The following is an 18,164-nucleotide window of genomic DNA, read 5'->3' as shown; positions in this document are numbered from 1 at the left end:
AGGTGTTCACACTTATTTCACAGTAGGTCGCAACATGCTTTTGCTAACCTGCGGGAACGGAAAGAGAAAAGGACCATTTCATGTCCGAAAAGCCTACTTCGCTTGAGATCACCGATGCGGTCGACTTCTACAGGCAATGGCCAAACCTGCGTTTCAATGCAGAACAGCTTCTCGAGACTCGGGTGGTGAAGGATGAGGATGCCGAAGTGTTACGCTGGATGATCAAGGTGGTCGATATGGTTGGCCCGCATGATGTCATACGAGAGAAATAGCGCCCTGAGATGGGCAGAAAAAAACCGGCCTAACGCCGGTTTTTCTAGTTTTCGGTTTGGTCTCAGAGACCCCATTTCTCGGCTGTGCGATCAAAGAAACCTTGGGCTTTCTTCAGTTCGATCCAGCTGTTTACATAGTTGATCCAGACCTGATCATTTTGCGGCAGCAGCATCGCGATGGGCGATGGTGCGCGTGGACCATCGGTTTCGATCTGGCGCAAGTTCGGGAACTTGGACACCAGTGTCGCGCCTTCGATATTCGATGTGATGAACACATCCGAGCGCCCGGACAGAACTTCCTGATAGCCGCGTGCCGGCGCTTCGACCACTGTCACTTCGGCATCGGGGAACCATTCCTTGACCAGTTTTTCGAACGTGGTGCCCAAGGTGGTGCCGACTTTTACGTCTGCAGAGTTGATAGAGTCCCAACCCGAGAAACGATCAACCTTATCGTCTGTGGTGAACGGAAAAATCTCGACCGAGATATAGCTGTCCGAGAAACCGGCAGCTTTCATTCGCGCTGGGCTGATCGAGGCGGAACCGGTCATATGGTAGTTCCCGGCAACGACCCCGTTCACGAGCGTTTTCCAGTCGGTCGGCACGAACTCGAGCTCGACGCCGAGGTCAGTTGCCAGTTCGGTCATGACGTCGATGTCGTAGCCGACATAGCTGTTGGTCGCCGGATCCCGCACGGACATCGGGTTCCAGTCTCCGGTTGTGCCGACTTTGAGAACGCCACCGCTCAGGATGTCCTGAAGCGCGGATTGCGCCGATGCCGGTGCCGCCAGGAACGACGCCGCAAAGGCAGCCGCGAGGCCAAGTGATTTTAGAAAACGCATGGTATTTCCCTTTTCGTGTCTATCTTCGTGGGGTTACATAACGGCAAAAGCTCCGACGGCCATCTCGCAACGCTGTTTTTTCGGCATGCGCGCTATCTAGAGAGCAAATCTGGTAGATCGGAGTGTGGCATGAACGCTGACCGCGTCATAGAGATCAGGTCGCTGAACAAATCCTTTGGGGATTTCCAAGTTCTGACAAATGTCGACCTGAATGTCAGTCTGGGCGAGCGTATCGTCATTTGCGGACCTTCGGGTTCGGGTAAATCCACCTTAATCCGATGTGTCAATGGATTGGAACAGTATGATTCCGGTGGAATCACAGTTGATGGCATATCGCTCTCTGCTCCGGGTGGCGTTGATCGGGTGCGCGCAGAGGTTGGAATGGTGTTCCAGCAGTTCAATCTTTTTCCACATCTGACCGTGATCGAAAACCTGACCTTGGGTCCGATGAAGGCGCGCGGCCTGTCTCGCAAGGACGCGGACGCGCTGGCCATGGAATATCTCGAACGGGTTAAAATCCCTGAACAGGCGCAGAAACGACCGCGCGACCTGTCCGGTGGTCAGCAACAGCGTGTGGCGATTGCCCGTTCCTTGTGCATGGCGCCCAAGATCATGCTGTTTGATGAACCGACCTCGGCTCTTGACCCCGAGATGATCTCGGAAGTGCTGGATGTGATGGTGGAACTGGCGCGCGATGGCATGACCATGCTGGTGGTCACGCACGAGATGGGGTTTGCCCGCAAAGTCGCAGACCGGATGGTGTTTATGGATGGTGGCGAGATCGTCGAGACCGGAACACCTGCGGAGGTTTTCGAAGCCCCGAAGACGCAACGCTTCAAGTCGTTTCTCGACAAGATCCTGCAGCATTGAGGTTATTGTGATGAAACGGTTCTTCAAAATCTGGATGCTGCTGGGCGCCTGCCTGTTTCTTGCCGCCTGTTCCGGAGACGGCACTTGGGGCTGGTACGTGATCGACCCGTCGACGGCGCAGGGCCAGACCAACATCCGTTTCCTTGTCGGCGGCTTCTGGGCAACGATCCAGCTTTCCTTGATCGCCACGGCGTTGTCGATGACGATTGGGCTGCTGGTGGCCTTGCCGGGTATGTCGTCGAACCGCTGGATCCGGCTTCCGTCGCGGGTCTATATCGAGTTTGTGCGCGCGATCCCGCTGCTGCCAATGCTGTTCTGGGTGTTCTACGGTCTTCCGGTCGTGATGCGGTCGCTTGGATTTCCAATCACCATCGATGCGTTCTGGGGGGCGATCATCACATTGGCGATTTCCGACAGCGCGTTCACGGCTGAAATCTATCGCTCGGGCATCCAGTCGATCCCGAAAGGCCAGACCGAAGCAGCCCGGACCGTTGGCCTGACCTACAGCCAGACGATGCGCTACGTCGTCCTGCCTCAGGCGATCCGACGCATCCTGCCGCCGTTGGCCAATCAATTCATTTACATCGTCAAGATGTCGGCATTTGCCTCGGTCATCGGGATGCAGGAACTGACACGGCGGGCGAACGAGTTGGTGGTTACGGAATACAGGCCACTCGAAATCTACTCGTTGCTGATCCTCGAATACCTTGTGCTTGTTCTCATCATCAGCTTCTTCGTGCGGTGGCTTGAGCGTAAGATGGGTGCAGATGAAAGCCGTTGATGGAGATTGAGATGAGTTGGTCGGACTTCATGAAGGAAACCGTTGGGCGTCTTGATGTCCTGCAAAAGGAAACGCCCGAGACGTTCGCAGGCTTCAACCAAATGGGGCGGGCCGCAAAGACCAATGGCGCGTTGGATGAAAAGACCAAGGAATTGATCGCGCTGGGTATTGCGATTGCGACCCGGTGTGACAGTTGTATCGCCTTCCACGTCAAATCGTTGGTGCGGCTAAAGACGCCCCGCGACGAGTTCTGCGAGGCGCTGGCGATGATCGCCTATATGGGTGGGGGACCTTCGGTGGCGTTTAGCGCCAAGGCTCTTGAGGCCTATGACGAGTTTACAAATGGGGTGCCGGGGACGTCTGTCTGAGGCCGAAAAGATCTTTCGAAAGACCTTGATACGCGGTTTGCAAACCGCGTTTCAACGCGCTTACGTCAAGAGATTTAAATCTCTTTTCACGTGACCGCCTTGTGCACCATGCCCCAATAGATGGCCTCCACCTCGGGAAGCGACAAGCGCCCACCACTGCGATACCATGTGTTCACCCCGTTCAGCATCGCTATGATCGCCAATGTTGTAATCTTGGTATCGGCGACATCAAACACTCCGGTATCGCGCCCGTCGCGCAGGATCGTTTCAAGTTCGCTTTCATAGCGGCGACGCAGGTCTTCGATCGTGGCAAAGTTTTCGGGGGTGAGGTTTCGCAGCTCCATATATGAAATGAACACCGCCAAAGGCCGTTCGAGGTGAAATCGGATGTGAAATCGGCTGAAGTCTTCAAGACAATCCAGAGGTGTAGCGCTTTGCGGTTCAAGCGCTCTTGCCTGCAGCAAATCATCCATATGTCCGCGCATCAGGTCAAAGAGTAGAGACTGCTTGTCCGGTGTATAGTTGTACAGCGCGCCGGCCTGAACTCCGACGTCCTGCGCGATCCGCCGCATTGAAACGGCGGCGTAGCCATGTTGCGCAAACAGCGAGAGCGCCGCCTCGCGCACCCTGGGCCCTGTGATATCCGAATGTGAGCCAGCCGTGCGTGCCATGCTTGGCAGATTATCTGAACACCCGTTCAGATCAAGCCTGTGGTTGCGCCCCTGCCTGCACTGCGGCATGACAATCGGGGCAGAAGGAGAGTTCTGATGTGGCGGGCGGCGATCATCCTTGGTTTTCTCGTAACCGCTTGTGCGGAGTTTCCCGAAGTGGATGCGGCTCTTGCGGCCGGTGATCCCGATGCTGGTTACCCAGACTTATTGCCGTTCGAACAATTGGCACCGGATCAGGACACGGCTTTGAGCGAAACCGACGATGAGGCGCTGCTGGCCCGTGCCGCGGGTCTGCGCAACCGGGCTGATGGGCTGCGTGGCCCTGTCATCGACCGCGACACCCGTGACCGAATGGACGATGGTGTGACACAACCCTGATCAGGGCCGTTGCAGCGCAGAACGCAAGGCGCTATTGCGGGCAAAATCACTGCCGACTGCAAAAGGATTGCCTGAATGACTGAACCTCTGCGTCTTGGAATTGCGGGTCTGGGCACTGTCGGTGGGGGCGTCGTCAAGATCGTCCGCCAGAAAGCCGCGCTGCTTCAGGCACGGGGCGGGCGACCGATCACTATTTCAGCGGTCTGCGCGCGCAACCGGGCCAAGGATCGCGGTGTTCCGCTTGATGGATATGCGTGGGAGGATGATCCCGTGGCCCTTGCGCAGCGGGATGATGTGGATGTTTTCGTAGAACTGGTCGGCGGGAGCGACGGTCCAGCCAAGGCTGCGACCGAGGCGGCTTTGCGCGCGGGCAAAGATGTCGTTACTGCCAACAAGGCCCTTTTGGCACATCACGGGCAAGACCTTGCCGACGCGGCTGAAAAGGCTGGATCGGTGCTGCGGTTCGAAGCAGCGGTTGCCGGCGGTATCCCTGTGGTCAAGGCGCTGACTGAGGGACTGGCCGCCAATGACATAACCCGTGTGATGGGTGTGATGAACGGCACTTGCAATTACATCCTCACCCGCATGGAGTCGGCAGGCCTGACCTACGATCAGGCTTTTGCCGAAGCGGATGGCCTTGGCTATCTTGAGGCAGATCCCAACCTTGACGTGGGCGGCATAGACGCAGGTCACAAGCTGTCGCTTTTGGCCTCTATCGCTTTTGGCACCCAAGTGGCTTTCGATGCGGTCGAGCTTGAAGGCATCGGGCGAGTCAGCATCGAAGACATCCGTCAGGCGGCGGATATGGGCTATAAAGTAAAACTGCTGGGCGTTTGTCAGATGACCGGACGTGGGCTTGAACAGCGCATGTCGCCCTGCCTCGTCCCGGCAACATCGCCTTTGGGCCAGCTTGACGGTGGCACCAATATGGTGGTGATCGAAGGCGATCAGGTGGGGCAACTCGTATTGCGCGGTGCAGGCGCGGGGGAAGGTCCGACTGCCAGCGCGGTCATGGGTGATGTGATCGACATCGCGCGCGGCACGCGGGTGTCGACCTTCGGTCAGCCTGCTGCGTCGTTGGCCAAGGCAACGCCTGCACAGACGGCGACCCCTGCGCCTTATTATCTACGACTGATCCTTCTCGACAAACCCGGCGCACTGGCCAAAGTTGCTGCGGTGCTGGGCGAAGCCGGTGTGTCGATCAACAGGATGCGCCAGCGCAGCCATGATCTGAACACTGCGCCGGTGCTGATTGTCACTCACAAGACCACCCGCGCCGCATTGGACACGGCGTTGGCCGCTATGGTCGGTACGAATGTGGTCGAAGGCGAACCTGTCGCGCTTCGGATCGAACAGGTCTGACCGCTTTAGCGCAATCAACCTTGTCAGCAGGGGGGCGCGGGCTTAACACGCTTCCCAACTGAATTATTTTCGTGACTGGAGAGTTTCATGACCGCGCGCGCTGATTTCAATGATCGTATGTTGTCCCTTGGTTTGGCGCGGGTCGCAGAACAGGCCGCTATCGCCACCGTGAACCTGATCGGACGCGGCGACGAGAAAGCGGCGGATCAGGCGGCTGTGAATGCAATGCGTCAACAGCTTAACCTGCTGGACATTGCTGGCGTCGTTGTGATCGGCGAAGGTGAACGTGACGAAGCTCCGATGCTGTTTATCGGCGAAGAGGTGGGCACCGGAAATGGTCCCGGTGTCGATATCGCGCTTGACCCACTGGAAGGCACAACGCTGACCGCCAAGGACATGCCCAACGCGCTGACTGTGATCGCCATGGGGCCGCGCGGGTCCATGCTGCACGCGCCAGACGTCTATATGGAAAAGCTGGCCATTGGTCCGGGCTTTGCCGAAGGTCTGGTAACCCTCGATATGTCGCCGCGTGAACGCGTTGCCGCATTGGCTAAGGTCAAGGGGTGCAGTCCGCGGGATATCACCGTCTGCGTCCTTGAACGCCCACGCCACGAAGACATGATCGCCGAGATCCGGTCTACTGGTGCTGCAATCCGCCTGATCACCGATGGTGACGTGGCCGGTGTTATGCACTGCGCCGAACCCACCCAGACCGGCGTCGATATGTATATGGGCACTGGAGGCGCACCCGAAGGGGTTCTGGCCGCAGCGGCTTTGAAATGTATGGGTGGCCAGATCCAAGGGCGTCTGTTGTTCCGCAATGACGACGAAAAAGGGCGCGCGGCAAAGGCAGGGATCACCGATCTCGACAAGATCTACACCCGCGATGAGATGGTCACTCAGGACGTGATCTTCGCGGCCACCGGTGTCACCACCGGATCGCTGCTCGCTGGGATCAAGCGAGAGGTTGGGTTCTACACGACCGAGACGTTGCTGATGCGCTCGAAGACCGGATCGGTCCGGCGGATGACCTACCGGAACCCAATGCACTGATGGGGCAGGCGTGACCGCATATCTTGGCGTCGACAGGTCATTGACCGGGCGGCGCTGGATCGGTCCGGCGCCCGAGATCACACGACATGCCGAAGCGCTGATGCAACAGACGGGCTTGCCGCCCGCATTGTGCCAGACATTGTCCCGTCTGGGCGTCGTTGCCGACGAAGTGCCCACCTACCTTGAACCAACCCTGCGTGCGCTGCTTCCCGATCCCCGCACCTTGCGTGATATGGAGCACGCGGCGGGCCGCATCTTGCAGGCGGTGAGAAACCGAGAACGGATTGCGATCTTTGCCGATTACGATGTGGATGGGGGCGCGTCTGCTGCTCTGTTGATCGACTGGTTGCGGCAGCTTGACCGCAAAGCAACGCTGTATGTGCCCGACCGCATCGACGAAGGCTACGGCCCCAATGAGGCTGCAATGGAGGCATTGGCACGGGATCATGACCTGATCGTCTGCGTTGATTGCGGAACTCTCTCGCATGGCCCGATTGCGGCGGCACGCGGTGCGGATGTTGTCGTGCTCGATCATCACCTTGGGGGAGAAACTCTGCCCGAGGCCTTCGCCGTGGTAAACCCGAACCGGCAGGATGAGGACGGAGCCCTGGCCCATCTGTGTGCAGCGGGCGTGGTGTTCCTGACACTGGTCGAAGCTGGACGGCAAATTCGCGAGACTGGCGCTCAAGGCCCGGACCTGATGTCGATGCTCGACCTTGTGGCGCTGGCGACAGTGGCTGATGTGGCACCGCTCAAAGGTGTGAATCGCGCGCTTGTGCGGCAAGGTCTCAAGGTGATGGCGCAGCGCGCGCGCCCCGGTCTGGTGGCGCTTTGTGATGTGGGCCGTCTGGATACCGCACCCAAGTCGTACCACCTTGGCTTTGTTCTGGGACCAAGGGTCAATGCGGGGGGGCGGATCGGCAAAGCTGACCTTGGCGCTCGGCTTCTGGCAACCACTGATCCGCACGAGGCCAAATCAATTGCCGAACGTCTCGATGGGCTCAATACCGAACGGCGCGAGATCGAAGAGGCTGTGCGTGCGCAGGCTTTGGAACAGGCCGAAGAACGTGGCTTTGACGCGCCGCTTGTCTGGGCCGCTGGCGAGGACTGGCATCCCGGTGTCGTGGGGATTGTCGCATCGCGCCTCAAGGAACGCACCAACCGCCCGTCCATTGTGATCGGGTTCGATGGGAATGCGGGCAAGGGGTCCGGACGGTCGGTCAGCGGAATCGACCTAGGGGCTGCAATCCAGAAGCTGGCTGCCGAAGGCCATCTGGAAAAGGGCGGTGGTCACAAGATGGCGGCTGGCCTGTCGCTGTCGCGTGGGCAGCTGGAACCGGCGATGATGCGCCTGTCAGAGATTCTTGCAAAGCAGGGTGCGGACCAACTGGGTGCATCCGATTTGCGACTGGATGGCCCACTGATGCCGGGTGCCGCTACGCCGGAGCTTGTCGAACAACTCGAAGAGGCTGGACCGTTCGGAGCTGGGGCGGCCGCACCGAGATTTGTTTTTCCGGATATGCAGATTGGATTCGCCAAACGGGTCGGGAGTTCGCATCTCAAAATCAGTTTTGGCGACGGTCTTGGCGCGCGGATAGACGCGATTTCCTTCGGAGCATACGATGGACCACTTGGTCCGGCACTCGAACAGCATGGGGGTGCACGATTCCATTTGGCCGGACGTTTGGAAATCAACGAATGGGGTGGCAAGAGGTCTGTACAATTGCGCTTGGAAGACGCGGCGCGTGCAGGGCGGTGATCCATTTAAGTATCTGAAAAGTATAACCTTTACCGAATGGTCAAATTTATTTCGCCAAGTTCGAAAAAACCGCGAAAAACCTTCCAATTTCCGCTTGCATGGCCGCGCTGCTTTGCCTAAACACCGCTCACCAAGAGTGGCCCGTTCGTCTATCGGTTAGGACGCCAGGTTTTCAACCTGGAAAGAGGGGTTCGATTCCCCTACGGGCTGCCACTGGTGTTTCCCGAAAAGCTGTCTTGCAAAACTCTTTGGCCGGCGACATATCCACGCCATGACTGGGATCAAAGTTCTTTGCATCGTCATGTTCGGCCTGCTTGCGGGGCAGGGCCTTGCGCAATCGGACAGCACAGCCCGTGTGCCGGATTCTGCCGCTGAAATCAGCCTGTCTTTTGCGCCCTTGGTCAAGGAAGCCGCGCCCGCCGTTGTGAACATCTATGCACGCCGCGTTGTTCAATCACAGCGTAGTCCGTTTGAAGGTGACCCATTTTTTGGTGGGCTTTTCAGAGACTTCGGTGCGCCGCGCCCTCGGGTTCAGAACTCTCTGGGATCTGGGGTTATCGTGTCTCCGGATGGGTTCGTCGTGTCGAATTACCATGTCGTCGGGCAGGCCGATGATATTCGTGTAGTGCTGAACGATCGCCGTGAATACCAATCCCGCGTTTTGATCGGTGACGAAGAATCCGACCTCGCAATTCTCAAGATCGACACCGAGGCAATGCCGTATCTGACATTGCGCGACAGCGATACGGTTGAGGTTGGAGAGCTGGTTTTGGCCATCGGCAACCCCTTTGGTGTGGGTCAGACGGTGTCTTCCGGTATCGTCTCTGGTCTTGCCCGATCCGGTACGGCCACCGGGAATGGGCGTGGGTATTTCATTCAGACCGATGCGCCGATCAATCCGGGAAATTCCGGTGGCGCACTGATTGATATCGCGGGGCGGATGATTGGGATCAACACGTCGATCCTGACACGGTCGGGTGGGTCGAACGGCATCGGGTTTGCCATTCCGGCCGCATTGGTCGCACAGTTTCTGGATCAGGCGCGCGCTGGGAAAACCGCCTTTGAACGTCCTTGGGCCGGCGTGACCGGGCAATCGGTGGATGCCGATCTGTCCGATGGGCTTGGTTTGCTGCGCCCCGAAGGTGTCATTATTACCGCGTTGCATCGTGCCAGCCCGCTCTCGACTGCGGGCATTGACGTGGGCGATGTCGTTGTCGAAGTTGCGCGAAAGCCGGTGAACACACCCGCCGAGATGCTATTCCGCATGTCGGTCGAAGGTCTGGGTGAAGAGGTCGAGATGGTGTACCTTCGAAATGGTGAGCTTTTTCGCACTACTGTCGCCCTTATCGCGCCGCCTGACCTGCCACCACGAGAGGCGCTTGTGCTGTCCGAGGGAGAGGTTTTAACGGGGCTGCACGTGGCGCGGATCAATCCGGCGGTTACGGCCAAGCTTGGTCTGCCGTTGAATAAGGATGGCATTGTGGTGATCGAAGCAGGACCGTTGGGGCGTCGCGTTGGGCTTCAAACAGGTGACGTAATCCGCCGGGTGGATCGCTTTGTTATTCAGTCACCATCAGATGTTGGCCCTGCCCTTAGACAGGCCGCCCCAAACGTGTCGATCGAAGCGGAACGAGGCGGACAACGCCTGATCCTTCGGTTCCGGGCTTGATCGGTGGCGGACCTGTTCGACACGGGTGACGCGCCCAAAGAGGCGCCTCGACCGCTCGCAGATCGGTTGCGCCCGCGCAAACTTTCCGAAGTGATCGGCCAGTCGCAGGTCATCGGGCCTGACGCGCCGCTAACCGTGATGCTTGAGGCGGGCAGCCTTGGATCGGTTGTTTTCTGGGGGCCGCCGGGTGTGGGTAAGACCACGATTGCGCGCCTGCTCGCAGATGAGACCGAGCTGCATTTCGTCCAGATCAGCGCGATCTTTTCTGGTGTTCCCGAATTGCGCAAAGTGTTTGAAGCGGCCAAGCAACGGCGCAAAGCGGGTCAGGGCACATTGCTGTTTGTGGACGAGATCCACCGTTTCAATAAGGCGCAGCAGGACGGGTTCCTGCCGCATATGGAAGATGGCACGATCCTTTTGGTTGGCGCCACGACCGAAAACCCCTCTTTTGAGCTCAATGCCGCTTTGCTCAGTCGAGCGCAGGTTCTGGTTTTGGAACGGCTCAATCTGGTCGATCTCGAACGCCTGGCCCAGCGCGCAGAAGCCGAATTGGACCGGACTTTACCGCTGGATAGTTCGGCACGGGAAAACTTGCTGGATATGGCCGATGGCGACGGTCGTGCGCTGCTCAACCTGATCGAGCAGGTGATGGCGTGGCATGTCGACAAACCGCTTGATAGTGCGGCGCTTGGGCAGCGCTTAATGAAACGCGCGGCGCAGTACGACAAATCGGGGGATGCGCATTACAATCTGATTTCGGCGCTTCACAAATCGGTGCGCGGGTCAGACCCGGATGCCGCTCTTTATTGGTATGCGCGGATGCTCGATGCGGGCGAAGACCCCCGCTACCTAGCCAGACGGATCACCCGCATGGCGGTCGAAGACATTGGGTTGGCCGATCCCCAGGCGCAAGCGATCTGTCTTCAAAGCTGGGAAACCTTTGAACGTCTCGGCAGCCCTGAAGGCGAATTGGCCATCGCGCAGGCGCTGGTTTATATTGCCCTCGCGCCAAAATCGAACGCGGTCTACGCGGCTTACAAAGGCGCACGCGCGGCTGCGAAAAAGACGGGATCACTGGTGCCGCCCAAACACATTCTGAATGCCCCGACCAAGTTGATGAAAGAGCAGGGCTACGGCACTGGCTATTCCTACGATCATGACGCTGAAGACGGATTTTCGGGACAGGACTATTTTCCGGAGTCGATGGGCCGAACCGAGTTCTATGCACCAGTCGAACGTGGTTTCGAACGTGACCTGAAAAAGCGCATCGACTATTTCGCCAAGCTGCGGGCCAAGAGAAACGACTGACGGATCAGGCCGAGACTCTGATCCAACTGCCCATGCCCGCCTGATGATGGGCCAACATGTGGCAATGGAACAGCCAATCCCCGGGATTGTGCGCCTGAAACGCGATTTCGCGGGTTTCCTGCGGGTTCAGAAGGATCGTGTCGCGTAAGGGCCCCAGTGAGCCATCGGCCAGAACTTCCGAGAAATGCATCCCGTGCAGGTGCATCCCGTGCGGAAACGCCGTGTTGTTGGCCATGCCGATCCGGGCGCTTTCGCCAAGCGATAGGTCCAGCAGCGGTGTTTCGGGTCGCCCGGCCACGCCATTCAAAGCCCAGAAGAGGCCACGTCCGGCAAGCTCGCGCGCGCCCAACTCCTGACCGTCGAGACGGGCAGCGCGCATGCCACCCATCGCCCCGCCTTCGATCAACAGCGTTGCGGTGCGCGCATTTGCCAGATCAATCGGGAAATCTGGATTTGGTGGCAGGATCACCTTTTCCGACCGCGCCGCTTTGGACGGACCAGAGACCGGAAAATGCGCGATGGCATATCCGCCGTCGCGTTCAAAAGTGATCAGAAACGCCTCTTCGTCATCGGTCGTGACATCGACAATCAGGTCGACGCGCTGTGCCGGAGCAAGAACAAGCTCCTCGGGTAAGGCCTGCGGGTCGTTGAGCGGCATGCCATCCAGCGCCACAACCCAGCCGTCAAACCCTTGCAGCCCAAGGGTGAACACCCTCGCATTGGCGGCGTTGATCAATCGGACCCGCACCCGTTCACCACGCTTCAAAGGATAGGCTGGGTCGATCTGGCCGTTCGCCAGCCAAAGATTGCCGATCCGTCCAGCATGGCTGAGGTCATGAAAATTGTCGAAGGCGGCAAAGCTGCCGTCCTGTTCCAGCCGGATGTCGTCGATCATCAGGGTGATGTCCTGATCCACGTCGGGGGGATCGATTTCGTTGATGATCAAGGGGCCGTAAAGCCCGCGCTCGATCTGTTCCATGCTCTTGGCATGGCTGTGATACCAATAGGTTCCCGCGTCCGGCAGGGCGAAGTCGTAGTCGAATGATGCGCCTTTTGCGATGGGGGCTTGGGTCAAGCCGGGTACGCCGTCCATACCGTTTTCCAGTCTCAAACCATGCCAATGTACAGACGTCGCTTGTGGGAGCTGGTTTTCCACCGTGACGGCCAGCCTGTCGCCTTGACGGGCGCGTAGCGCAGTGCCGGGAAAAGCGGCATCAAAGCTCCACATCTCGGTGCCGGGATAACCCGCAGGCAAGACCTGCTGCCGATGCACACCGGCGACCAGTCGCGATGTACTGGTTTGTCCAAAGCCGTCATGCGGAAAGACGCTCACTGCCGCGAGAGTGCCCAAGAAATGACGACGTTGCATGTTGGCTCCTCCAATGTTGATTAGAAAACCTTAGTGGTCGGTCTGCAAAGAGCAATGGGGCATTGCTTGACTTCTTGCAGAGGCCGCGCGACAGAGCCTGCATGTTCACCACCCTGTCCCTTGTCGCCCTCGGCGGAGCCATCGGCGCGTCACTTCGGTATTTGTCCGGGGTGGGTGTATTGCGCCTGATCGGACCAACGGAATTCCCGGTGGCGATCATGTCGGTCAATATCATTGGTTCGTTTCTCATGGGTGTTTTTGCGGCTGCAGCCGCGCATCGCGGTCTGACATCTTTTTCGCCGTTTGTGATGACGGGTGTTTTGGGTGGGTTCACCACGTTCTCGGCGTTTTCGCTCGAGACGATTACGTTGATTGAACGCGGGCAGATGGGGTCGGCTATGCTATATGTCGTGCTTTCGGTCGTTTTGTCCGTTGGCGGGTTGGCCTTAGGGCTATTGGTGGCAAGGGGTGTCTTTGCATGAGTCAGGTTCAGATCATCACGGTTGGGCCGGGGGATTCGGATCAGCGCCTTGACCGCTGGCTCAAGCGGCTGTTTCCGCATCTCGCACAGGGGCGGATCGAGAAGATGTGCCGCAAGGGTGAACTGCGCGTCGACGGTGGCCGCGTAAAGGCCAGCACGCGCCTTGCCACGGGACAAGAGGTGCGCATCCCGCCGCTCCCGACTCCCGGTGAGGTCGAGTCGCGTCCCAAGCCCAGTGTGTCCGACAAAGACGCCGCGATGATTAAGTCGCTTGTTCTTTACAAGGACGATCACATCATCGCTCTGAACAAGCCCCCCGGTCTGCCGACACAAGGCGGCAGCAAGCAGGTTCGCCATGTCGACGGTCTTGCTGAGGCGCTGACCTTTGGTTTTGACGACAAGCCCAGGCTGGTGCATCGCCTCGACAAAGACACCTCGGGTGTTCTGCTGCTGGCCCGCACCCGCGCGGTCGCCGGTGCACTGACCGAGGCGTTCCGCGCGCGGGAAACCCGCAAGATTTATTGGGCCGCCGTGGCGGGTGTGCCGTTCCCGCAGATGGGGACAATCAAGTTCGGTCTTGTCAAAGCGCCTGGTCATGGCGCGGGTGGCGAGAACGAGAAAATGCGGGCCGTGCATCCGAAAGATGTCGCGACCACCGAAGGTGCGAAACACGCTACAACGGATTATGCCGTTCTCAGCGCACTCGCAAAACGTGCGGCTTGGGTTGCGATGGTGCCGATCACTGGACGGACCCATCAGCTGCGCGCGCACATGGCAGAGCTTGGGCATCCGATCATCGGGGACGGCAAATACGGCGGATCCGGTCAGGAAAACCTTGGCGATGGCTGGGGCGCGATGCTGGGCGGTGGGATCAGCCGCAAGCTGCACCTGCATGCCCGATCCATTTCGCTCAAGCATCCAGTCACGGGTGCGCGGTTGACCATAACCGCGCCGCTGCCGGAACACATGGAACGCACTTGGGAATTCCTGCAATGGAATCCGCGCGACGTACCCGCCGATCCGTTCGAGGATGTCGATTGATGCCAAACCGTCTGCGGTTGGTGGTGTTTGATGTCGATGGAACGCTGGTCGACAGCAGGGCGCATATCGTGGACGCGATGGAGAGCGCCTTCAGCGGAGTTGGCCTTCCGGTGCCATCTCGCGAGGCGATCCTTCACGGCGTGGGGCTGTCACTGCCGGAATTGATGGCTCAGCTTGTGCCGGATCAGCCACATAGCGTTCATCAAACGCTGTCCGAGGGATACAAATCCGCGTCGCTGGCCCGTCACATGGCAACAGGCCAAGATCATACAGCGGTGTTCTTCCCCGGAATTCGTGAAATCTTGGACTGGCTGCGAGCTGATGATTTTACTCTGATGGCGACGGCCACCGGAATGTCGCGACGTGGATTGGATAGGATCATCATGCAACACCGGCTTGATGGCTATTTTCAGACGACGCAGGTCGCTGACACCCACCCGTCAAAGCCACATCCCTCCATGCTCTATGCAGCGTTGTCGGACACTGGGGTTCAGGCGGAGGACGCCGTCATGATCGGTGACACCAGTTATGACATGCACATGGCCAAGGCGGCTGGTCTTCATGCCTTTGGCGTGACTTGGGGCAATCACCCTGTCGACCTGCTTGCAGATGCCGACAAGATCGTGAACACCACGGACGAATTGCAAACCGCATTGGCAGATTGGATCGGGGGACGCACATGAGCGAATGGGCACCGAAACGGTTTTGGAAATCCGCAGACATCCTGATCACAGACCACGGATTCGGCGTCGTACTTGATGGCCGTCCTGTCCGCACGCCCGCCAAAGCCGTTCTGCATGTTCCCAGTCGTTCCATCGCGGAAAGAATCGTTCAGGAATTCGACGCTCAGAACGAGAGGATCGATCCTCGAACAATGCCATTCACAAGAACGGCGAATGCTGCGGTCGACAAGGTGGCGGTCCAGCATGCGGACGTGGCGGACATGCTTGCGGATTATGGGGACAGTGATCTGTTGTGCTATCGCGCCGAAGCGCCCGACGAACTTGTGGCGCGGCAAAACGACATGTGGGACCCTTTGCTGGATTGGGCGGCAAGACAAATGAATGCCCGTCTCGAGCCAAGGGTCGGGGTCATGCACGCTCCGCAGGACACTGCCGCAGTTACCGCGCTGCGAAAGAGGGTTCACGCCCTGACTGAATTCGAACTCGCTGCATTTCACGATCTGGTCGCCATCAGTGGGTCCCTCGTCATCGGCTTTGCCGCCAAGGCGCAGTTCAAACCTATAGAAGAGCTTTGGGCCGCGTCGCGCGTTGATGAAACGTGGCAGCAAGAACAATGGGGCGAAGATGAAGAGGCCACGGAAATGGCTGAACACAAGAAGGCTGCCTTTTTGCACGCCAGTGAATTCATGCGATTGTTGAGCGTGCAAACGTCTGACTGACGCAGGGTAAACAGAGCCGTTTTGATCAAAAAATAGGCTATGCGGCTTGACCTCCGCAAATGAATCCCCACAAAATCGTTGGTATCGCGAGTAGGGGTTCCCTACTTTCGTCGTATGAGCGCAGATGCGTTCGTCAGAAACCGCACTGATAGGTGCGGGCTAACAGGAAGAGGTAAACATGAAAAAAATTGCAATTCTTGGCGCGATGACCGTGGCCGGCCTTTCGGCTGGTGTTGCGTCCGCTGCCACACTTGACGACGTCAAGGCACGTGGCAAGCTGAACTGCGGCGTGACCACTGGTCTCGTCGGTTTTGCAGCGCCGAATGCAAACGGTGAATGGGAAGGCTTCGACGTCGGCGTCTGCCGTGCCGTTGCGGCTGCCGTGCTTGGCGATCCGACTGCGGTCGAATTCGTTCCGACAACTGGCAAAACCCGCTTCACAGCGCTCGCCTCGGGCGAGATCGACCTGCTTGCGCGGAACACCACATGGACGTTCTCGCGCGATGTGGACCTTGGTTTTGAATTCGTCGGTATCAACTACTACGACGGTCAGGGCTTCATGGTTCCCAAGGAGCTGGGCGTATCCTCGGCCAAAGAACTTGATGGCGCAACCGTCTGTATCCAGACTGGCACCACCACCGAGCTGAACCTCGCGGACTTCTTCCGTGCCAATAACATCAGCTACGAGCCGGTCCCGATCGAAACCAATGCCGAAGCGCAGCCGCTGTACCTTGAAGGTGCCTGCGACGTCTACACGACAGACGCGTCGGGCCTCGCAGCGACACGCGCGGCGTTCGAAAACCCGGGCGACCACGTCGTTCTGCCTGAGATCATCTCGAAAGAGCCGCTTGGTCCGCTCGTTCGTCATGGTGACAACCAGTGGGGCGACATCGCACGCTGGACGCTGAACGCACTGATCGCGGCAGAAGAGCTGGGCGTCACGTCAGCAAACGTCTCGGAGCTGGCGTCGGCTGCAGGAAGCAACCCGGAAATCAACCGTCTGCTCGGCACCGAAGGCACACTTGGTGCGATGCTGGGCCTCGAAGCTGACTGGGCCGTCAAGGCTATCATGGCTGGCGGCAACTACGGTGAACTGTTCGAAAAGAACATTGGTGAAAACACACCGATCGGACTTGCGCGCGGACTGAACGCGCTCTGGACCGAAGGTGGTCTGCTCTACACACCGCCGTTCCGCTGAGACATTGACTTAGGAAAAGGGCGCGGATCACTTCGCGCCCTTTTTCAAATCAAACAAAAAGCCTTCGGATCAGGCATCAGAGCGCGACAAGCGCCGCCAAGAGAATCCGGAAAAACAGGGATAAACCAATGTCCACCATTTCAGACCCACCGTCGGGGTCGTTTCAGCTGTCGATGCTGATCAACGACACGCGTTACCGGTCCTATACGTTTCAATTCATCGCGCTCATCCTGCTCATTCTGGCATTTGCCTATCTGGGCTATAACCTGCTGGCCAACCTTCAGGCTGCAGGTCTTAATATCTCGTACAAGTTTCTTGGTGAACCTGCTGGATACGATATCAACCAAACCCTGATTGATTACACGAGCCAGTCGTCACATTGGCGCGCATCTTTGGTTGGCGTTTTGAACACCCTTCTGGTGGCGTTCCTTGGCTGCATCATGGCGACCGTGATCGGTGTGGTGGTCGGGGTTCTCAGGCTGAGTAACAACTGGCTCGTGCGCCAGCTTATGTCGATCTATGTCGAGATCTTCCGCAACGTTCCGGTTCTGATTTGGATCCTCATCATCATGGCGGTCTTTATCGCCGTCTTGCCGCAGCCCCGTGATTTCCGCGGAGAAGATGCAACGGCCTCGATGGTTTTTGGGGCTTTTGCGTTCACAGGTCGCGGTTTCTACTCCCCTGCGCCGGTCTTCGGTCCGGGTTCGGGTGTTGTGGTTGCCGTGTTTCTTGCGTCGATTGCAGGGATTTTTGCATTCCGCAATTATGCGAAGAAAGCACTCTATGACCGTGGGCAACTGATCCCGACGCTGTGGCCCTCGCTGGCGATTTTCTTTATTCCGGCGATCCTTGCCTTTTTTGTCATGGGACGCCCGATCACGTTGGACTTGCCGTCGCTGCAAGGCTTCAACTTCCAAGGCGGCATCTTCATGCGCAACTCGCTGATTGCGCTTTGGTTCGCCCTGTCGATTTACACCGCGGCTTTTATCGCGGAAAACGTCCGTGCTGGTATCCTTGCCGTTAGCAAGGGTCAGACCGAAGCCGCCGCGTCACTCGGGCTGCGTCCGGGCCGGATCATGAATCTCGTGGTGCTTCCGCAAGCGCTGCGGGTGATCATCCCGCCGCTGATCTCTCAGTACTTGAACCTCACCAAGAACTCGTCGCTGGCGATCGCGGTGGGCTATATGGACCTGACCGGCACGTTGGGAGGCATCACGCTCAATCAGACGGGCCGCGCCATCGAGGCGATCTTTCTGCTCATGCTGTTCTACCTTGCCATCTCGCTTGCGATCTCGGCGATCATGAACGTCTACAACAACGCCGTGAAGCTGAAGGAGCGCTGA

Annotated in this window: 19 protein-coding genes and 1 tRNA gene; 17 read left to right on the top strand and 3 right to left on the bottom strand. The window is 58.4% G+C overall.

From position 1 onward, the window contains the following. Positions 1-80 precede the first annotated feature (80 nt). On the top strand, positions 81-272 hold the full coding sequence (locus MCRY_RS04050; RefSeq protein WP_085628209.1) for a hypothetical protein: 192 nt from the start codon (positions 81-83) through the stop codon (positions 270-272). 62 nt (positions 273-334) lie between these two features. On the opposite strand, the gene MCRY_RS04045 is transcribed toward MCRY_RS04050, so the two are convergent. Beyond that, the gene (locus MCRY_RS04045) at positions 335-1,111 is read right to left on the bottom strand and encodes a transporter substrate-binding domain-containing protein (RefSeq protein ID WP_085628208.1); all 777 of its coding nucleotides are present in this window, start codon (positions 1,109-1,111) and stop codon (positions 335-337) included. A 129-nt stretch (positions 1,112-1,240) separates the two neighbouring features. Here MCRY_RS04045 and MCRY_RS04040 point away from each other — a divergent pair, with 129 nt between their 5' ends. From MCRY_RS04040 to MCRY_RS04030, 3 genes are read left to right on the top strand one after another with little or no spacing between them, the layout of a single operon-like run. After that, positions 1,241-1,981 (top strand): amino acid ABC transporter ATP-binding protein, encoded by a 741-nt coding sequence (locus MCRY_RS04040; RefSeq protein ID WP_085628207.1) that lies wholly within the window; start codon positions 1,241-1,243, stop codon positions 1,979-1,981. 10 nt (positions 1,982-1,991) lie between these two features. Further along, positions 1,992-2,762, top strand: coding sequence for an amino acid ABC transporter permease (locus MCRY_RS04035; RefSeq protein WP_085628206.1), 771 nt, complete (start codon positions 1,992-1,994; stop codon positions 2,760-2,762). 11 nt (positions 2,763-2,773) lie between these two features. After that, positions 2,774-3,130, top strand: a complete 357-nt coding sequence (locus MCRY_RS04030; protein WP_085628470.1) for a carboxymuconolactone decarboxylase family protein — start codon at positions 2,774-2,776, stop codon at positions 3,128-3,130. 86 nt (positions 3,131-3,216) lie between these two features. On the opposite strand, the gene MCRY_RS04025 is transcribed toward MCRY_RS04030, so the two are convergent. Then, positions 3,217-3,801 carry a TetR/AcrR family transcriptional regulator gene (locus MCRY_RS04025; protein WP_085628205.1) on the bottom strand — a complete coding sequence of 195 codons (585 nt, stop codon included), beginning with the start codon at positions 3,799-3,801 and terminating at the stop codon, positions 3,217-3,219. Between the two features lie 96 nt (positions 3,802-3,897). Here MCRY_RS04025 and MCRY_RS04020 point away from each other — a divergent pair, with 96 nt between their 5' ends. The 7 genes from MCRY_RS04020 (at position 3,898) to MCRY_RS03990 (ending at position 11,330) form a co-directional block, all read left to right on the top strand. After that, positions 3,898-4,179 (top strand): hypothetical protein, encoded by a 282-nt coding sequence (locus tag MCRY_RS04020; protein ID WP_085628204.1) that lies wholly within the window; start codon positions 3,898-3,900, stop codon positions 4,177-4,179. A gap of 75 nt (positions 4,180-4,254) precedes the next feature. Further along, positions 4,255-5,541 (top strand): homoserine dehydrogenase, encoded by a 1,287-nt coding sequence (locus MCRY_RS04015; RefSeq protein ID WP_085628203.1) that lies wholly within the window; start codon positions 4,255-4,257, stop codon positions 5,539-5,541. 87 nt (positions 5,542-5,628) lie between these two features. Further along, complete coding sequence (gene glpX / locus MCRY_RS04010; RefSeq protein ID WP_085628202.1) at positions 5,629-6,594, top strand: class II fructose-bisphosphatase; 966 nt, start codon at positions 5,629-5,631, stop codon at positions 6,592-6,594. A gap of 10 nt (positions 6,595-6,604) precedes the next feature. Further along, the gene (recJ, locus tag MCRY_RS04005) at positions 6,605-8,353 is read left to right on the top strand and encodes a single-stranded-DNA-specific exonuclease RecJ (RefSeq protein WP_244897878.1); all 1,749 of its coding nucleotides are present in this window, start codon (positions 6,605-6,607) and stop codon (positions 8,351-8,353) included. A gap of 138 nt (positions 8,354-8,491) precedes the next feature. After that, positions 8,492-8,566, top strand: a tRNA-Glu gene (locus MCRY_RS04000). Positions 8,567-8,624: 58 nt separating this feature from the next. Continuing rightward, positions 8,625-10,022: a trypsin-like peptidase domain-containing protein gene (locus MCRY_RS03995; protein ID WP_171046117.1), complete on the top strand. Its 1,398-nt coding sequence runs from the start codon at positions 8,625-8,627 to the stop codon at positions 10,020-10,022. 3 nt (positions 10,023-10,025) lie between these two features. Next, positions 10,026-11,330, top strand: a complete 1,305-nt coding sequence (locus MCRY_RS03990) for a replication-associated recombination protein A (protein ID WP_085628201.1) — start codon at positions 10,026-10,028, stop codon at positions 11,328-11,330. Between the two features lie 4 nt (positions 11,331-11,334). Here the strand turns inward: MCRY_RS03990 and MCRY_RS03985 are convergent, their stop codons facing one another. Further along, the gene (locus MCRY_RS03985) at positions 11,335-12,699 is read right to left on the bottom strand and encodes a multicopper oxidase family protein (protein WP_085628200.1); all 1,365 of its coding nucleotides are present in this window, start codon (positions 12,697-12,699) and stop codon (positions 11,335-11,337) included. 101 nt (positions 12,700-12,800) lie between these two features. Between MCRY_RS03985 and crcB the strand changes: the two genes are divergently transcribed. The 6 genes from crcB (at position 12,801) to MCRY_RS03955 (ending at position 18,164) form a co-directional block, all read left to right on the top strand. Next, positions 12,801-13,181, top strand: coding sequence for a fluoride efflux transporter CrcB (gene crcB, locus MCRY_RS03980; protein ID WP_085628199.1), 381 nt, complete (start codon positions 12,801-12,803; stop codon positions 13,179-13,181). Further along, entirely contained in the window at positions 13,178-14,221 is a 1,044-nt protein-coding gene (locus MCRY_RS03975) for an RluA family pseudouridine synthase (protein WP_085628198.1), read from the top strand. The genes crcB and MCRY_RS03975 overlap by 4 nt, the downstream gene beginning before the upstream one ends. Beyond that, the gene (locus tag MCRY_RS03970; protein WP_085628197.1) at positions 14,221-14,904 is read left to right on the top strand and encodes an HAD-IA family hydrolase; all 684 of its coding nucleotides are present in this window, start codon (positions 14,221-14,223) and stop codon (positions 14,902-14,904) included. Before MCRY_RS03975 ends, MCRY_RS03970 begins: the two co-directional genes overlap by 1 nt. Continuing rightward, positions 14,901-15,623 carry an ATP12 family chaperone protein gene (locus tag MCRY_RS03965; protein WP_085628196.1) on the top strand — a complete coding sequence of 241 codons (723 nt, stop codon included), beginning with the start codon at positions 14,901-14,903 and terminating at the stop codon, positions 15,621-15,623. The genes MCRY_RS03970 and MCRY_RS03965 overlap by 4 nt, the downstream gene beginning before the upstream one ends. A gap of 178 nt (positions 15,624-15,801) precedes the next feature. Further along, the gene (locus tag MCRY_RS03960; protein ID WP_085628195.1) at positions 15,802-16,821 is read left to right on the top strand and encodes an amino acid ABC transporter substrate-binding protein; all 1,020 of its coding nucleotides are present in this window, start codon (positions 15,802-15,804) and stop codon (positions 16,819-16,821) included. A gap of 128 nt (positions 16,822-16,949) precedes the next feature. Further along, entirely contained in the window at positions 16,950-18,164 is a 1,215-nt protein-coding gene (locus MCRY_RS03955) for an amino acid ABC transporter permease (RefSeq protein ID WP_085628194.1), read from the top strand.

The organism is Marivita cryptomonadis (assembly GCF_002115725.1).
GTDB classification, from domain to species: domain Bacteria; phylum Pseudomonadota; class Alphaproteobacteria; order Rhodobacterales; family Rhodobacteraceae; genus Marivita; species Marivita cryptomonadis.
Note: the sequence above shows the minus strand (reverse complement) of the source record. Positions and strands in the feature narration are given on the sequence as shown.

Coding starts and splice junctions, on each gene's coding strand:
- MCRY_RS03960 (WP_085628195.1), top strand. CDS start 15,802: ATGAAAAAAATTGCAATTCTTGGCGCGATGACCGTGGCCGGCCTTTCG.
- MCRY_RS04035 (WP_085628206.1), top strand. CDS start 1,992: ATGAAACGGTTCTTCAAAATCTGGATGCTGCTGGGCGCCTGCCTGTTT.
- MCRY_RS03985 (WP_085628200.1), bottom strand. CDS start 12,699: ATGCAACGTCGTCATTTCTTGGGCACTCTCGCGGCAGTGAGCGTCTTT.
- MCRY_RS04020 (WP_085628204.1), top strand. CDS start 3,898: ATGTGGCGGGCGGCGATCATCCTTGGTTTTCTCGTAACCGCTTGTGCG.
- glpX (WP_085628202.1), top strand. CDS start 5,629: ATGACCGCGCGCGCTGATTTCAATGATCGTATGTTGTCCCTTGGTTTG.
- MCRY_RS04030 (WP_085628470.1), top strand. CDS start 2,774: ATGAGTTGGTCGGACTTCATGAAGGAAACCGTTGGGCGTCTTGATGTC.
- MCRY_RS03995 (WP_171046117.1), top strand. CDS start 8,625: ATGACTGGGATCAAAGTTCTTTGCATCGTCATGTTCGGCCTGCTTGCG.
- MCRY_RS04015 (WP_085628203.1), top strand. CDS start 4,255: ATGACTGAACCTCTGCGTCTTGGAATTGCGGGTCTGGGCACTGTCGGT.
- MCRY_RS04040 (WP_085628207.1), top strand. CDS start 1,241: ATGAACGCTGACCGCGTCATAGAGATCAGGTCGCTGAACAAATCCTTT.
- crcB (WP_085628199.1), top strand. CDS start 12,801: ATGTTCACCACCCTGTCCCTTGTCGCCCTCGGCGGAGCCATCGGCGCG.
- MCRY_RS03970 (WP_085628197.1), top strand. CDS start 14,221: ATGCCAAACCGTCTGCGGTTGGTGGTGTTTGATGTCGATGGAACGCTG.
- MCRY_RS03955 (WP_085628194.1), top strand. CDS start 16,950: ATGTCCACCATTTCAGACCCACCGTCGGGGTCGTTTCAGCTGTCGATG.
- MCRY_RS03965 (WP_085628196.1), top strand. CDS start 14,901: ATGAGCGAATGGGCACCGAAACGGTTTTGGAAATCCGCAGACATCCTG.
- MCRY_RS04025 (WP_085628205.1), bottom strand. CDS start 3,801: ATGGCACGCACGGCTGGCTCACATTCGGATATCACAGGGCCCAGGGTG.
- MCRY_RS04050 (WP_085628209.1), top strand. CDS start 81: ATGTCCGAAAAGCCTACTTCGCTTGAGATCACCGATGCGGTCGACTTC.
- MCRY_RS04045 (WP_085628208.1), bottom strand. CDS start 1,111: ATGCGTTTTCTAAAATCACTTGGCCTCGCGGCTGCCTTTGCGGCGTCG.
- MCRY_RS03975 (WP_085628198.1), top strand. CDS start 13,178: ATGAGTCAGGTTCAGATCATCACGGTTGGGCCGGGGGATTCGGATCAG.